The organism is Pseudomonas sp. W2Jun17 (genome assembly GCF_023127795.1).
In the GTDB taxonomy this organism is placed as follows: domain Bacteria; phylum Pseudomonadota; class Gammaproteobacteria; order Pseudomonadales; family Pseudomonadaceae; genus Aquipseudomonas; species Aquipseudomonas synxantha_A.
The window spans coordinates 24161-39765 of the sequence record NZ_SPKO01000024.1; the positions used below are offsets into that span (position 1 = coordinate 24161).

The 15605-nt window shown below is 58.6% G+C and carries 9 protein-coding genes and 1 pseudogene; 3 read left to right on the forward strand and 7 right to left on the reverse strand.

Going from position 1 to position 15605, the window contains the following annotated elements; all coding sequences use genetic code 11:
* Position 1: 1 nt before the first annotated feature.
* From E4O98_RS12085 to E4O98_RS12105, 5 genes and pseudogenes are all read right to left on the reverse strand, one after another.
* Entirely contained in the window at positions 2 to 910 is a 909-nt protein-coding gene (locus E4O98_RS12085; protein ID WP_032880399.1) for a LysR substrate-binding domain-containing protein, read from the reverse strand.
* Entirely contained in the window at positions 910 to 1758 is an 849-nt protein-coding gene (locus tag E4O98_RS12090) for an EamA family transporter (RefSeq protein WP_148853579.1), read from the reverse strand. The genes E4O98_RS12085 and E4O98_RS12090 overlap by 1 nt, the downstream gene beginning before the upstream one ends.
* Before the next feature lie 57 nt (positions 1759 to 1815).
* Positions 1816 to 2757: a TauD/TfdA family dioxygenase gene (locus tag E4O98_RS12095; protein ID WP_248135186.1), complete on the reverse strand. Its 942-nt coding sequence runs from the start codon at positions 2755 to 2757 to the stop codon at positions 1816 to 1818.
* A gap of 446 nt (positions 2758 to 3203) precedes the next feature.
* A pseudogene (locus E4O98_RS12100) lies at positions 3204 to 3918 on the reverse strand (AAA family ATPase).
* On the reverse strand, positions 3918 to 4661 hold the full coding sequence (locus E4O98_RS12105) for an ABC transporter permease (protein ID WP_248135189.1): 744 nt from the start codon (positions 4659 to 4661) through the stop codon (positions 3918 to 3920). Before E4O98_RS12105 ends, E4O98_RS12100 begins: the two are co-directional and overlap by 1 nt.
* A 704-nt stretch (positions 4662 to 5365) precedes the next feature.
* Between E4O98_RS12105 and E4O98_RS12110 the strand changes: the two genes are divergently transcribed.
* Positions 5366 to 5674, forward strand: a complete 309-nt coding sequence (locus E4O98_RS12110) for a hypothetical protein (protein ID WP_005789528.1) — start codon at positions 5366 to 5368, stop codon at positions 5672 to 5674.
* Between the two features lie 48 nt (positions 5675 to 5722).
* Here E4O98_RS12110 and E4O98_RS12115 read toward each other — a convergent pair whose 3' ends face one another.
* Complete coding sequence (locus tag E4O98_RS12115; protein ID WP_248135191.1) at positions 5723 to 11992, reverse strand: non-ribosomal peptide synthetase; 6270 nt, start codon at positions 11990 to 11992, stop codon at positions 5723 to 5725.
* A 490-nt stretch (positions 11993 to 12482) separates the two neighbouring features.
* Here E4O98_RS12115 and E4O98_RS12120 point away from each other — a divergent pair, with 490 nt between their 5' ends.
* Positions 12483 to 13277 carry a helix-turn-helix transcriptional regulator gene (locus E4O98_RS12120; protein WP_032880390.1) on the forward strand — a complete coding sequence of 265 codons (795 nt, stop codon included), beginning with the start codon at positions 12483 to 12485 and terminating at the stop codon, positions 13275 to 13277.
* On the forward strand, positions 13277 to 14746 hold the full coding sequence (locus E4O98_RS12125; protein WP_248135194.1) for an efflux transporter outer membrane subunit: 1470 nt from the start codon (positions 13277 to 13279) through the stop codon (positions 14744 to 14746). The genes E4O98_RS12120 and E4O98_RS12125 overlap by 1 nt, the downstream gene beginning before the upstream one ends.
* Here the strand turns inward: E4O98_RS12125 and hpaA are convergent.
* Positions 14673 to 15563: a 4-hydroxyphenylacetate catabolism regulatory protein HpaA gene (gene hpaA, locus E4O98_RS12130; protein WP_164699538.1), complete on the reverse strand. Its 891-nt coding sequence runs from the start codon at positions 15561 to 15563 to the stop codon at positions 14673 to 14675. The two genes, E4O98_RS12125 and hpaA, sit on opposite strands and share 74 nt — an antisense overlap.
* Between the last annotated feature and the right edge of the window lie 42 nt (positions 15564 to 15605).

A 15605-nucleotide genomic window follows, 5' to 3' on the forward strand; every position in this document is an offset into this window, starting at 1 on the left:
TTTAAACTTCGCACACAAACTCGTCAGCCTGCGCCTTGAGCCAATCAAACAACCGAGCGATATCCGGCTCCGACTGACGACCCTCTCGGCAAATGATGTAATAGGCAGCCGGCGACATCATCACAGGAGCTTCCAGCGCAACCAAGGCTCCCTCCTTCAACGCGTCATGTACCAGTGCAGTTCTGCCCAACGCAATTCCCCCGCCTTTTACCGCCAGGCTGATAGCCAAACTGGAATCAGGAAAGCGTGGGCCATGGTGATAGGGCGGTGCTTGCAGCCCCTGGAAGGCAAACCAGCTCTCCCACCCTGGACACACTTGATCATCCACCCGATGAATCAATGGGTACTGGGCGATATCCGCCAGGGCAATATCGCCGTGTATACGCGCAAACGCTGGCGAACATACAGGAAATACCGCATCGCGCATCAAAAGCTCGACATGGTGGTCCGGATAGTCGCCGTACCCCATCACCACGGCGACGTCATACTGATGCGCACTCAAGCTGCTGCTGCTCATGTCCGCGCTGGTCAACACCAAATCCAGATTGAACGACGCGTGAGCATGAGAACCATGCATCCTGGGAATCAGCCAGGTTGAGCACAGAGAGGACGTACAGGCGAGGTAAAGCGGTTGAGGTTTACCGGGACTGAGCGAATGCAGCACAGCATCCAGGTCTTTGAAAAAACCTTCGGCCACCGGCAACAGTGCCTGCGCCGCCGGCGTGAGTTTGACGCCCCGTGAGTGGCGCTCGAACAACTGCACCCCCCACCACTCTTCCAGACCTGCGATTTGATGACTGATAGCGCTGGCGGTGAGGTTCAACTCGGATGCGGCACGCGCAAAACTGCCGGTCTGCGCGGCACTCACGAAGGCTTGAAGCATAGGGGTCGGGGGCGGACGTTGGGCCATCAGTTGCTCACTTTGATCAGGATGATCCCGCCAACAATGACGAATGCCGACAGCATTCGCCGCCAGCCAAACCGTTCATGAAAAAACAGTGCGGCAATAATGGTGCCGATAATAACACTGGTTTCCCGCAACGCGGACACCTTGGCTACCGCATCCAGGGACAACGCAAACAACACCAGGCCGTAGGACGCCAGGTAAAACACCCCTCCCAACATTCCTACCCGCCAGTGGCAGCGGATGGCCTGGGTGAATGCCGGACGCGCCTTGATCAACGCCAATAACGGGATCGGGATGCTCTGGAATACCGTCAGATAAATGATGTATTGCAGCACCGTCTCACTGGCTCGCACGCCTTTGGCGTCCACCACCGTATAGGACGCAATGAACGCTCCAGCGCACACCGCCATCAGGATCGGCTTGAGCATGTGCGCCGTCATCCTGCGCACAAATGTCAGGCTGATGATCCCCACGCAAATCATCAGCACACCTGCCATCGCCTGAAACGACAGCTGCTCATGCAGTAAGAAGTAGGAAAAAAGCGCAACCAGTACCGGCGGCACACCACGCATGACCGGGTAAACCTGACCGAAATCGCCGGTCTCGTAAGCCTTGATCAGAAACAATCGATAGATCGTATTGAGCACTACGGAAACCAGCACATAGCCCCACACCTCAAGGCTTGGCACATGAACCAACGGCAGCGCTGCCAGACAGATCAGCAATGCGGTGCCATCGACCATTGCCAAAGTCATAAAGCGACTGCTTCCGGCGCGTACTACGGCATTCCAAGTGGCGTGCATGAAGGCGGAGATCAAGACCAGGGTGATCGCGATATCGGAGTTGTCCATGGGGCTCGGCTTTTGCTGAAAACAGGGAGGAATCAGTTATGCAGGGCAAGCCAGGCATCATGGCTTGCGTAACCACATCCGTAGCATGTAGCGATTGAGATCGCTCAGCCGCTCATCATCATTGATCTGCGCACAGGGAACATTCCTGTCTATGAAATGCGTGCGGGTATGCAGGAACTTGTTGTCGGCAGAAATCAATACCTGCCCTGGTTCAAGCAGTATGCGATGCTGGACTGAAGACTGGTCGAGCACAGCATCCAGTATATTCAGCGCCTGAGTTTGTGCGAGGGTCAACGGGACACCAGCCTTCAGATGAGCCGACTCAATGTAGACACGAAAATACCTGATCAAAGGAATGCCTGCGTCTGAAAAACTCAAGATGGGCGCTTTAAACAGCGTCTCATCCTCGGCCATGCCTCGATTCTCAAAAAAGAAATCGCATTTCAGCTGTGTCAGTACATCTGGAAACGTCATCAGCTCTGCGTAGACCGCGCTCGCATTAATCAGAATGCTTTCACCACCCAGCAGTGCTTTCTGACCACACGCCAAGATCAAATAGTCGATAGGTAGCGGGTCACTCACACCATCGTTGTGTACGTAAGCACCCTGCCGGGTTTGGTGGTATCTGGCACCCTCTTCAATACTCTTACCGCCCCGATCGTATACTTCAATAACCTTATGACCGAGATGATTCTGCACCATTGGCTTTCCCAGCAAAGAGCCAAATGTCCAAATGAGTGATTTGAAGACTGCGAGGCTATCGACTTTAAAGCCATCCAAGATCAACACATGAGTTTCATGGTCAATCATGTTTCGAATATTGTTTAATTCCGCATGCAGGATGGGTGAGCTAAGCGGATTGATGCAGGCAGGTGTTATATCGAAGCGATGATTTTGGCCACTGGACTCGACTATATTCTTTGCGCACAACAACTCATCAAATGCGGCTTTTGAAAGTCTGACTTTGGCTGCCTCTTGACGAAAATGACTGACATCCATGTTCATCGCAATCCTTTACGGTGGTGAGTAGGAGCCTCCATTTAACTAAGCTCAACCTTGTCCGAAAAAGCGAAACCTCATCAGGGTAGCCATCAACGCTCGTCATGACAGATTTTTCCTACGCCAAAATATGAGCTGTCACTGCTGGCAGTTTTGTCATGGTTTGTAAAGGGCCAGCAAGCCATCTCTCTTTAAATTGCAGGACGAAGATTCTGGCCGCGTGGCATTTGCTGGAGATAGCCAGAACCACAGTGGATCGCTCCATTGAGGGCATGAAGGCCTTGAAGGCAAAACCTCAAAATGTGGGAGGGGGTTTGCTCCCGATGGGGCCGAGTCAGTGGAGATATTTGCTGCTGACACTCCGCTATCGGGGGGCCCCTCCCACATTGAATACCTTCCACATCAGAATTCGACAGCGATAGTGGAGTCGAGCACATTGTCAGCTCTCAGATTCTGTGCAGGCTCGCTGCGTGAATAAATGCCTCATCCAAGGTACTCCCACCGTAACTGCTCATGAAACCCTCGGCATCGGTGAAACGATTGAAACGCTGTTGGCTCAGCATGTAGAAATCATCGCAGTGAGTGACGATCTCATCGACGTTATGTGATGAAACAAGTACCGCGACTCCCTCTGCGGCCGCTCCCTCCAGACACCTCCAGATGTGATAACGAAATTCGGAGTCAACACCCGCGGTCGGCTCATCCAGAATCACCAGATCTGCGTTGACGGACAGCAAGGACAGCGTAAAAAACCAGCGCTTTTCACCATAGCTGCAAAGGGATGATTTTTTTCGCCCAGATTTCGCGGTAACGCTCAGCAATGCCGGGGCTCCACTTTTCAATTTTGTCCAAGGCGTGCCGTTGCGTAATCGGCGTGTCGGAACAAAAAAGCATCATCATCTTGAAAACATCAAACATGCGAAAGACAGGCGGCGTTGCGATGATTTGCGATAGGTAAAGCAGCTTGGAAAATGAATGATGCACTTTCCCGCCATTCATTTTTTTCAGACCACAGACCACGTCAAAAAAGCTGGTTTTTCCGGATCCATTAGGCCCCAACAAACCTGTGATCGCCCCCGCCTCGACCGCCAATGAAGCGCTATTGAATAAAACATGCTGGGCATGCCTTAAATTCAGTTCATCCACGAGCAGCCTTTTCATTAGTACCGACTCCAAACAGGATTGATGAGTAAAAATCGGAACACCAACCACCCTGTGACGCTGATCAACCCTACAACCCCCGCCACCACAGGTGCGGATTCAGATACTCCCATCGTCATGATGCGATTGGCCCATTCCATCGGATTAAAGATGCCGATCACGTTAAGCACTGGATGTGAAGTGTTCAGGCTACCGATACCTAATGCCAACATCCCGACTGAAATCATGGAGAAAAGAGTGTTGGTATTTTGAAAGCCGATAGGCAGTAGCGTCAGCAAAAGCGAGGGCGTGGAAAACAACAATAAGCACATATAAAAACGCCCAACTATGACAATCCATTCTTCCATCGCCATCGAACCAAAATAACCTCGCGTCAGTACATAAAAAACGGAGCAATAGATAACAGACATGAAGGAGTACGCCAAAAACTGCCCAACGAGAAAAATTAGCTTGGTACGTCTTGTATAAACAAAGGAACGTAAAAAACCACTTTCCCTGCGCCCCACTATATAAAAAGCCAATCCAAACAACGCGACGCTTGAAGAAATGAAAGCGTAGAACCATGAAGTGGCAGACGCGTAGTCACGGGTTGCTTCCTCACCAGAGATTCTGGCGTAAGTTATCAAGTAGAAGGTGACTGCGGGGGATATCACTATCCAGAGCACTGCAACGGGTTCCTTTAACTGCTCCTTAACAAAAAGCATCGATAGTAAAATCGGTTTAGATAAGGGATAGATATACATGGCTCACCTCATGGAAATGGCACCATCCTCCTCTGATTCTTTCACTTTCAAACCCCTCAGAATTAATGGTACTCCACTTAATTTAAGCAACTCCCACAATTTAGTAGAAGTAGAAAATCACGCAAGAAAAGTAAACTCTACCCTTAGGAAAAGCATTACTTCCAACTAGGAAATTTCACTCATTAAAATCGGACCACCAATAGTTCCTCAAAGAAGAAAAGAATGATTCAAACTTTCACACCGTGATAATCCCTAGCGAAATTAACGCCTTATAAATCATCATTTTTCTGATATGAAAATTAACTGCGAACGGACTCTGCGTAGGAAACAACGTGAAACTCAAGAAAGTAGGTAACTAATCCGACAAACGGTCCGGCCAGCTCTTATTCTCGAAACAATTTTAAAAGGCCAGCAAGCCATCTCTCTTTAAATTGCAGGACATTTCCGAGACAATCCCCGCCGCCTTGTGCCGGTTGGAATCGGTGGCTAGTCTGCGATCCGTCACTGCTCATCAGTGATCGGGTTTAGTCGCCCGCTTCTTCCAACACGGCATGGTCCCCCATGAGTTTTATGGTGGCTGTGCGTAGGGCACCTTCGGGTGCGCCGGATATTTCGTGTTGGGCCGGTCGACTAACCTGCGTACAGCCACCACCCTCGTTTAGTCGCGACGGGTGTCGGCTCCTAATCCAACACGGAGCTACACCATGAATAAAGTCTTACCCGACCCACCCTTCGACCCCGCAAAAACCCGTGCCGCGTTCAACCGCGCCATTGACCATTACCTGCCCAGGCAGGGTTTTCACAGCGTCAACGACGATCTGAGTTTTGAAGATGCGTTGCTGTACACCGCCAGCCTGCTCGACAGTGCCTCAGCGACAGCGCTCGATTGTAGCGAGCTGCTGGACAGCCCCGTGCGGGCGAAGATTCTGGCGGTGTGGCATTTGCTGGAGATCGCCAGAACCACAGTGGATCGCTCTATCGAGTGCATGAAGCCCTTGAAGGCAGCACCGTAGAATGTGGGAGGGGGCAAGCCCCCTCCCAGATTGAATGCATTCCAATCCTCAGATCCTGCGGCGGCGGTTGAGGGCGGGAATGGCGGTTTGCGGCACTTCAACGCGCTGGACCTTCGCCACGGTCCTGGCGGCGAGTTGCGCCAGGGTTGGCTGGCTAAACAAGGTGCGTGCGTCCACTTCCAGCCCGGCCTTGCGCAGGCGGGCCACCAGGTTGACTGCCAGCAGCGAGTGCCCGCCCAGTTCGAAGAAGTGGTCGTGGCGCCCTACCCGCTCCAGTTTCAGTACGTCGGCCCAGATGCCGGACATCAAGGTTTCCACTTCGCCCTGGGGCGCTTCGTAGGCACGGCTGAGCACCGCGTCCAGGCCCGGCTCCGGCAGGGCCTTGCGGTCGAGTTTGCCGGCAGGGTTCAGGGGCAGTGCGTCGAGTTGTACGAAGGCGGCCGGCACCATGACTTCCGGCAGTTGATCCAGCACATGGGCGCGCAAGTCTTCCAGGCTCGGCGCCTGGCCGCGCAGGGTGAAGTAGGCGACCAGGCGCTCATCGCGAATCAGCACCGCCACTTCACGCAACGCCGGGTGTGCACTCAGGCGTGCTTCGATTTCTCCCAACTCCAGGCGCACACCGCGCAGTTTGACCTGGAAATCATTGCGCCCGAGGAATTCCAGATTGCCGTCCGGCAGGTAGCGCACCAGGTCGCCCGTGCGATATAGGCGGTCACCGACAACGAAGGGGCTGTCGATAAACCGCTCGGCGGTCATCTGCTCCAACCCCAGGTAGCCGCGGGCTACTCCCACACCACCGATATGCAGTTGACCGCTGATGCCTATGGGTACCGGTGCGTCATGGGCATCCAACACGTACAAGCGGGTATTGTTGATCGGCCGGCCAATCGGCAGTTGCACCGCGGGTACTGGCGCGCCGGGTTCGAGGGTCCAGGCGCTGCTGTCGACCGTGGCTTCGGTGGGGCCGTAGACGTTGTGCAAGCGCACCTTGGGCAAACGCGCCTGGACGCCACGGGCCAGAGCTTCGGTCAGTTCGCCGCCGCCGCACAACACATCGGTGAGGCTGGTGCACAGCGCCGACTCGTCCAGCTCAAGAAACTGCTGCAACATCGCCGGCACAAACTTGATCACGCTGATGTGCTGCTCGCGAATCAACTGGGCCAGGTACGCAGGTTCACGATGACCATCGGGCCGCGCCAGCACCAGGCGCATACCGTTGCTCAATGGCCAGAACAGTTCCCACACCGAACCGTCAAAGCTGAATGGCGCGCGCTGCAACAAGGCGCCGCCTGCTGCGTCGGGGCACAATTGCGAGCCCCAGTGCAGCAGGTTACCCAGGCCGCGATGTTCGATCATCACGCCCTTGGGGATGCCGGTGGAGCCCGAGGTGTACATCACGTAAGCCAGGTTGGCGACGCTCAAACCCGGTACCGACGGATTGTCGGTCGGCGCCTGGCTCCAGGTGCAGTGGTCGAAGTCGATCACGGGGATTGCAACCTCGCCCGGCACTTCGCGGGTAGCGCCGTGTACCAGCAGCGCCACCGGCTGGCTGTCGGCGAGCATGTAGGCCAGGCGTTCGCGTGGGTAGCCCGGGTCGAGGGGCACATAGGCACCGCCCGCCTTGAGAATGGCCAATAACCCCACCACCAGCTCCAACCCGCGCTCCACACACAGTGCCACCCGCGAGTCGGGCCGTACACCACGCTCGCGCAGATGAAAGGCCAGTTGGTTGGCGCGCTCGTTGAGTTCGCGATAGGTCAGTTGCTGTTCGCCGGCCTGTACCGCGATGGCATCGGGAATGTCCCGCGCATGGGCTTCGAACAACGCCTGGACGGTGAGGGTTTGCGGGTAGTCCGTGGCGGTGGCGTTGAAGCCTGACAACTGGGTGTGCAACTCGCTGGCGGGCAACACCTGTATGTCCCGAAGCGGCATTTTCGGCGCCTGCTCAAGCGCATCCACCAGGCCATTGAGCACCGTGTCAAAGTAGCTCAGGACCCGCTCGGCACCCACGGTGCACGGCGCCTTGGCTTTGAGCCGGAAACCGCTGGCCACGTCATCCACCGTCAACATCAGCGGGTAACTGAGGATATCTTCACTGTTGAGCAAGGCCATGCCCGGTACCAGTTTCAGTTCGGGATCGGCCGAGGTGTGGCGGTAATTGAGCAGGCTGTTGAACAGCGGTGACACGCCGCTGCAACGCTGGGCCAACGCCAGGGAGGCTTGTTCATGAGCGAGCAAGGCGCTCAGTTGTGTGTGGGTGTCGTGCAGTGCATCCACCACGTTTTGCCCGACCAGGCGCAGGCGCAGCGGCAAGGTGTTGATGAACATGCCCAACGCCCGCTCGGCACCCTCGCCGGCTTGCAAGCGGCCAAGCAGTACGGTGCCGAACACCACATCGTCGCGGCTCGCCACCCGGCTGAGCACCTGGGCCCAGGCCAGGTGGAACAGGCTCGCGGCGCTCACGCCAAGAGCGCGGGCCTGGCTGCGCAGGCGCAGGTTGAGCGCGTCATTGAGCAGGCGTTCGGCTTCTTCGGTCTCGGCACGCTTGGCCTGGCGCTCCTGCACGCCAAACGCCAGCGTCGGCTCATCCACCTCTGCCAACTGCTGGCGAAAGAACGCCTCGTGCGCAGCCTGGCGCACGGCTGATCGGGCTTGCGCCACCACATTGCGGTACGGCACCGGCACGGGCAGTTGCGCCTGTTGGCCGAGCAGATGGGCGCGGATCTCGTCCACCAACAGGGTGGTCGAAGTGGCATCGTTGACCAGGTGATGAAAGCGCAGCCTGGCGATCCAGCGCTGATGGTGAGGTTCTTCGGCGTAGTCCAGGGCCATCAGCGGCGCCTGGCGCAAGTCCAGCGGTTGAGCCGGCTCGCGCAGCGGTTCGACCCGCAACCGCGCTTTTCGCCACACCACCTGCATCGGTTGTTCAAGGGCATCCCACACCAGGCTGGTGCGCAGGATGTCATGGCGGTCGATCACTTGTTGCAGGGCGTGGGCGAAGGCATCCAGTTGCTCGCGGCGCGCAAAGCTGAACAGAGCCTGTTGCTGATACGGGTCGTGCGCATCGGTGATGTGGTGATAAAGCAAGCCTTCCTGCAACGGCGCCAGCGGGTAGATTTCCTGCACATTCGCTGCGCCACCAGGGATGCTTGCGACGATGTGGTCGAGGCTGGCTTGATCCAGCTCGGCCAAGGCGAGCAGATCGGTAGTGATATGCGTACAGCCTGGCGGGATTCGATTGTCTGGCACCGCCATTTCATTACCGCCACACGCTGCCGCCAGCGCCGCCAACGTTGGCTGGCCGAACAGCACCTGCACATCGGCACGCAGGCCGGCCTGGCGCATGCGCTGCACCAGTTGCACCGCCAACAGCGAATGCCCGCCCAACTCGAAGAAATGGTCGTGGCGCCCTACTTGCTGCACGTGCAGCAACTCGGCCCAGATCTGCGCAAGGGTAGCTTCCACACCCGCCTGCGCAGCTTCGAAGCGGCGAGTGACAAAGGCTTCCTGGCTGGGTGCGGGCAAGGCTTTGCGGTCGAGCTTGCCATTGGCGGTCAGGGGCAACGCCTCAAGGCGGACATAGGCCGCCGGCACCATGTAGTCAGGTAACGAGGCCTGCAGATGGGCGCGCAGGGTTTGGATATCGACTGGCTCGCGCGGGATAAACCAGGCCAGCAATTGCCCTTGGCGAAACTGCACTACCGCGTCCTTGATCGCCGGGTGGGCGGCCAGGGCCGATTCGATTTCCCCCAGCTCGATGCGTACACCGCGGATTTTTACCTGGTCGTCGTTGCGCCCCAGGTACTCAAGATTGCCGTCCGACAGCCAGCGCGCCAGATCGCCGGTACGGTACATACGCGCGCCGTTGAAAGGATCGTCCAGGAAGCGTTCGGCATTCAGTTCAGGACGGTTCAGATACCCCCGCGCCACGCCCTTGCCGCCCACATACAACTCCCCCACTGCGCCAATCGGCACCGGGCGTTGTTGCGCATCCAGCAGATAAACCTGGGCGTTGGCGACCGGCGCGCCGATGTGCAGCGGCTGGCCCACCTCAATGGCTCCGGAGGTGGCAACCACAGTGGCTTCGGTAGGGCCGTAGTTGTTGATCAGTGCAAACGTCTGCGCCTGGGTGAACGTGCGCAGGCGATCGCCGCCAATCAGCAAGGTGCGCAAGGTAGGATGCCCAAGCTGCTGGCTAAAGGCGTATTCGGCCACAGGCGTGGGCAGGAAACACACGTCCAGTGGCTGCGCGCGCCACCAGTCGAGCAGCGCATCGATATCTTCCGCACCGTCGTGGGCCGGTGGCAGGTGCAGCGTTGCACCCACGCATAACGCCGGCCAGACTTCCCAGGCCATGGCATCAAAACCAAAGCCGGCGACGCTGGCGGTATGGCTGCCCGCGTGCAGGTCGAACGCCCGGCAGTGCCAGTCCACCAGGTTCGATACGCTGTGGTGCTCCACCATCACGCCCTTGGGCAAGCCGGTGGAGCCGGAGGTGTAAATCACATAGGCCAGGTTCGACGGCGAGACCGCGACCTCGGGGTTACTGTCGATGTGCGAGGTGACCTGCTCCAGCGCGATCACTGGCACCGTGGAGACAGGCAGGCGCTGGCGCAAATCCTGCTGGGTCAGGATTGCCACAGGCGCACTGTCTTGCAGCAGGTAGTCCAGGCGTTCAGCCGGATGGGCCGGATCCAGCGGCACGTAGCAGGCGCCGGATTTGAGCACTGCCAACAACCCCGCCAACGTGTCCAGCCCGCGTCGGGCCAGCACGGCCACGCAATCATCCGGCTGTACGCCGTGTGCCAATAGTTGATGCGCCAGGGCATTGGCCTGACGGTTGAGGTGGGCGTAGGTCAGCTGATGGCCCTGATACACCGCGGCAATGGCGTCGGGCGTGTGTGCGGCTTGCGCTTCAATCCGCCGGTGCAAGGTTTGCGGCAATGCGTTGGGCTGCGCGGTGGCGTTCCAGTGCAGCAGCCGAGCCTGAGCTTCAGGCGCCAGCATGGAAAACTCACCGACTGGCAGCGAGGGGTCTTCCAGCCCTTGCTCCAACAGCCAGGTGAAGCCGCGCGCCATCGCCTGGACTTCGTCGTGCTGGAAGTACGCCTCGTTGTAGACGCAATGCAGCCACGCACTGTCCTGGTAGCGGTTGCTGCGCAGGTGAATGGCGATCGGCAATGCCTCATGGTGGTTGGACACCTTGATGGCGCGCGCCTGCACCTGACCAAAACGCAGGTCATGGTCGTCCTGCTCGAACGACACCGACAGGTCGAACAACTGCCCGCGATCGGTTCGTCGCAGGCCAAGCTCACGGTTCATCTCGCTTAACGGGAAGCGCTGATGGCGGAAATCCTGCTTGAGCTGATCGCGTATGCCGCGCACCAGCTCACCAAAAGGCAACCCCTCGCTGAACTGAAAACGCACCGCACTGACCTGGGCAAACATGCCGACGGTAGCGCGAAAACGCGCGTTGGAGCGGTTGAGAATCGGCAGCCCCACTACCCATTCCTGGCGTTGACTGGTGCGGCTGAAATACACATACATCGCCGCCAGCAGCACATGAAAAGCCGACGCCTGGCAGCGGTTGGCGACCTGCTCCATACGGTTGAGCAGCGCCACCGCAAACCCTTCCAGGAAGGTGTTGCTCGACGCCTTGGTGGTTTGCTTGGGCATCAGCAGTGGCTCGGGCAGTACCTGGAACTTGTCCAGCCAATAGTCACGGTCACGGGCGTAACGGGCCGAGTGCAGGTAGTGCTGGTCGGTGTCGATAAAGTCGATATAGGACGGTGCGAACGGCTCCACGTGCCGGCCTTGCTCCAGGGCGGTATACAACTGCGCGAGGGACTGCACCAACTGGCCGAAGCCCCAGCCGTCGAGAATCAGGTGGTGAGCCTGGATACCGAGGTGGTAGTGGTCGTCGTCGAGTTTGACCAGCAGGACGCGCACCAGCGGCGCGCCGCTCATCATGAACGGTCGGGCCATTTGCGCCTGCATCAGGGCCCGGCTCGCGGCGCACGGGTCGGGTAACGCCGCGAAGTCATGCAAGGCCACGTCCACCGGCAGTGCCGAAGCGAAGGTTTGCCGCGCCAGCCCTTCGGCGTCGGTATGCAATTGAATGCGCAACGCATCGTGTCTGGACACCAGCTGCGCTACGGCCTGCTGGATGCGCTCAGGCATCACTGGGCCGGCAACATCCAGATAGCCGCCAATGTTATACAGCGGCGAATCGCCCACGCGCATCTGATCAAGCCAAATGTCCTGTTGGGCGGCAGTGAGGGGGAAGCTGGCCGGCTGGCGGGAGGAATACTGCATAAGATCCTTCTCATGGAGGTCAGGCACTGGCCGCGCAGGGTGGCCCATTACGCCGAATTTGCCGGATTTGAGCATGGGGGGGCCGCAGGCGTCTGTCACCCGAAACCCGGACATTCAAATGGATGGAACGGGCTTGGTGGGTCGTTCACTGCTGAAACGATTAAAGCGCTGTAGGAAATTGGCTATACATGGCCGATGCTGGCACTTTGAACCTCTGCAAGAATTTAGACTTTTACTTTAAATATCATCCAGTTACTTAAACCTAAAAATACCTTGCGAGCGTTCGTTGCCGGTTTTATTGACCAGAAACGTCGGAATAATGACGCAGATTTTATGGCAGCTTGTGTCCCTCGTTTCCGCTACATACGTAGGACAAATCCATATGGCTAAATAAAATCTCGAACGCCGAGTTACGTTCAAGCAGTACGGATCGCCCCGCCGCAGCCCGGAGCCTCCGCAGACGGTTTTCGACATCAAGGATGAAATGGCTATGAGTCTGACCCGCAGTATTGGCGACACACAGGGCCCGCATTTTTATGCCGAAATGGGCGAGTTGATTTCAAATAGCGGCCATGAACGCTTCGCCGCAGACATGTTGCACCTGGTAGACAAATGGGTGCCGATTCACCTGGTGGACCTCAGCGAATGGACGCTCGATGAGCTGCGCGACCGCGTGCTCGACATCAAGCTGCTGGGCAGCGCCGGGCTGAAAAAGGAGTTGTCTGTACCCCAGACACTGCACCCGTTGAACGACCACCCGCTGATGCGCGAAATGCTGCGCATGCAAGACCCGTTGTTGATCCAGATGAAAGCCAAGGCCAACAGCGCGCACCCATTGGGCAGTTCGCACCAGTGCAACCTGGTATCGCGCCAAGGGAACCGACGCTGTGTGATTTCGTTCTACCGGCCGCCAACTCAGCGTGGGTTTTCCCTGGCTGAGTTGTCGTTTCTCAAGTGCTTGTCGGACACCCTGTTGCCGTTGATGGAGCGGCACGCGCAACTGCTGCGCCAGGTGCCGCACGCGGAGATTGAGCCGGCCCACACCCTGCTGGAACAATCGCAATTGCAGCGCGAGTTCTACAAGCGCCTGGCTCTGAGCGATATCACCCTTTCGGCGCGTGAGCAGGAAGTGTGCCTCGGCCTGCTGACCGGCGGCACCGTGCCGCAGATCGCGGAAAAACTCAGTGTGAAAAACAGCTCGATCGAAACCTACCTCAAGCGCGCCGCCGCCAAGCTGGGCGTGAGCGGCCGGCATGGCCTGGCCAAATGGATGGTGGGTGCCTGATGAACAAACGGATGCTTTGCTGCGTCGGGGTGGCGTGGACGCTCAGTGGCTGTTCGCTGATCCCCGAGTATCAGCGGCCAGCAGCGCCGACGCCTGCGCAGTTTCCTCAAGGCGGCGTGTACAGCCTGGCGCAGGCCGGCGACCTGACGCAGAATCCGGATTGGCAGCAGCTGTTCCACGACCCGGCGCTGCAACGGTTGATTGCCGATGCCCTGGTCAACAACCGCGACCTGCGGGTAGCCGCCCTGAATGTAGAGGCGTTCCAGGCGCAGTATCGTATACAGCGCGCCGACCTGTTCCCGGCGATCTCCGCCAGCGGTGCCGGCAAGCGTCAGAAATTGCCGGGTAACGTGACAGGCACCGGCAAATCGGCGATCACCTCCAACTATTCCGCCACCTTGGGCCTGAGCGCTTATGAGCTGGACCTGTTCGGCCGCGTGCGCAGCCTCAGCGAACAGGCGTTGCTGACTTACCTGGGCACCGAAGAAGCCCGGCGCAGTGCGCAATTGAGCCTGGTGGCGAACGTGGCCAACGCCTACCTGACCTGGCGCGCCGATCAGGAACTACTGGCCCTGGCCGAGCAAACCCTGGTGGCCAACGACTACAGCTGGCAACTGACCAGCCGCAGCAAAAACGCAGGCAAAGCTTCGGCGCTGGAGGTGGTGCAAGCCCGTACCGCAGTGGAAAGCACCCGCGCCAGCGTCGCTCGCTATGAACGCCAGGTCGCCCAGGACCTTAACAACCTCGTGCTGCTGGTGGGCGGCCCGGTGGATAAGCATCTGCCCGCTCGCCCGCTGGCCGATGATCTGGTCGCCCGCGTCCCCGCCGGGTTGCCCTCCGACCTGCTGCAACGCCGCCCGGATATCCTCCAGGCCGAATACCAGTTGCAGGCGGCCAACGCCAATATCGGCGCCGCCCGTGCTGCGTTCTTTCCGTCCGTGACCCTCACGGCCAATGCCGGCAGCACCAGCAAGGAGCTGTCGGGTCTGTTCAAGGGCGGCTCGGGCACCTGGACCTTCCAGCCGCAAATCAACCTGCCGATCTTCAACGCCGGCAGCCTGCGTGCCAGCCTCGATTATGCCAAGTTGCAGAGGGACATCACGGTGGCCCAGTACGAAAAGTCCATCCAGAGCGCCTTCCAGGAAGTGGCCGACGGCCTTGCCGCTCGCCAGACCTTCAACGACCAACTGGATGCGCAACGGGATTTCGTCGCCGCCAACCAGAACTATTACGACCTGGCCCAGCACCGCTACCGCAGCGGCGTGGACAGCAACCTGACGTTCCTCGATGCGCAGCGTGCGTTGTTCAGCTCGCAACAGGCGTTGATCGTGGACAGGCTGGCGCAGCTGGTGGCGGAGGTGAACTTGTATACGGCGTTGGGTGGAGCGTGGCGCGTCAACGCAACGCCGACTGCCGCAACCGATACTCCCCCGGCGTCATCTGCGCATACCGCAGGAAAAACCGGCTGAAATATGCCGGGTCCTTGAACCCCAGCTGGTAGCAGATTTCATTTGCAGAACTGCCGGTAAACAACAGCAGGCGTTTGGCCTCTTGCATCAGGCGCTCAAGGATCAGGCGCTTGGAGGGCAGGTCGGCGATGCGTCGGCACACCTCATTGAGGCGTGCCTGGGTCACGCCGATGGCCTGGGCATAACGCGCCAGCGGCCAATGCTCCAGGTAATGGGCTTCGATCAGTTCGTTGAAGCGATGAAAAATCCGCAGGTCTTCATGGGCCGTCGGCCGTGCCGGCAGGGCGTGGGCGCACAGGCGCAGCAGGCGGATCATGATCAAGCGCGTCAGGCTGTCGAGGGCGGCTGCGCGGCCTGCCCGTTCGGCGTTGATCTCGCCGCACAGTTCTTCGAAAAGCTGGTCCAGCCCTTCGGCGTTGGCGCCCAGCGCGACACACGCAGCCCCGGAGGCGAGGCTGGGGTCGGCGTCGATCAAGCCCCACACCAGCTGCTGGCGCACCGTCAGCACATGCCCGTCGGCATCGGCTTCGGTGACGAAGGCGTGGGCCACCGTGGGCGGCGTGAGGAAAAACATCGGCCCTGCTTCGACGTACTGGCGGTCGTCCAGATACACCCGCACCGCGCCACTCTTGACGTAATGCACCTGGAAAAACCGGTCATGGCGATGCACGGCCATATTGCGCCCGAAAAAACCTGCCAGGTTGCCCAGCTTGTCGTAATGCACCTCGGCGTCGCTGTAACGCTGGTCGTAGACCTGCCCGAGGTTGATGTTGGGAATCGGCTGCACGTCGCCCTCCTCTTGTTGTTGTGATGCCATCGGAGTGTGCCACGCTTGACGGTAGTTAACATATTAATTATA

What these genes read in the sequence shown, in the direction of transcription:
- E4O98_RS12085 (WP_032880399.1), bottom strand. Translation starts at nt 910, where the DNA reads ATGGCCCAACGTCCGCCCCCGACCCCTATGCTTCAAGCCTTCGTGAGT.
- E4O98_RS12090 (WP_148853579.1), bottom strand. Translation starts at nt 1,758, where the DNA reads ATGGACAACTCCGATATCGCGATCACCCTGGTCTTGATCTCCGCCTTC.
- E4O98_RS12095 (WP_248135186.1), bottom strand. Translation starts at nt 2,757, where the DNA reads ATGGATGTCAGTCATTTTCGTCAAGAGGCAGCCAAAGTCAGACTTTCA.
- E4O98_RS12105 (WP_248135189.1), bottom strand. Translation starts at nt 4,661, where the DNA reads ATGTATATCTATCCCTTATCTAAACCGATTTTACTATCGATGCTTTTT.
- E4O98_RS12110 (WP_005789528.1), top strand. Translation starts at nt 5,366, where the DNA reads ATGAATAAAGTCTTACCCGACCCACCCTTCGACCCCGCAAAAACCCGT.
- E4O98_RS12115 (WP_248135191.1), bottom strand. Translation starts at nt 11,992, where the DNA reads ATGCAGTATTCCTCCCGCCAGCCGGCCAGCTTCCCCCTCACTGCCGCC.
- E4O98_RS12120 (WP_032880390.1), top strand. Translation starts at nt 12,483, where the DNA reads ATGAGTCTGACCCGCAGTATTGGCGACACACAGGGCCCGCATTTTTAT.
- E4O98_RS12125 (WP_248135194.1), top strand. Translation starts at nt 13,277, where the DNA reads ATGAACAAACGGATGCTTTGCTGCGTCGGGGTGGCGTGGACGCTCAGT.
- hpaA (WP_164699538.1), bottom strand. Translation starts at nt 15,563, where the DNA reads ATGGCATCACAACAACAAGAGGAGGGCGACGTGCAGCCGATTCCCAAC.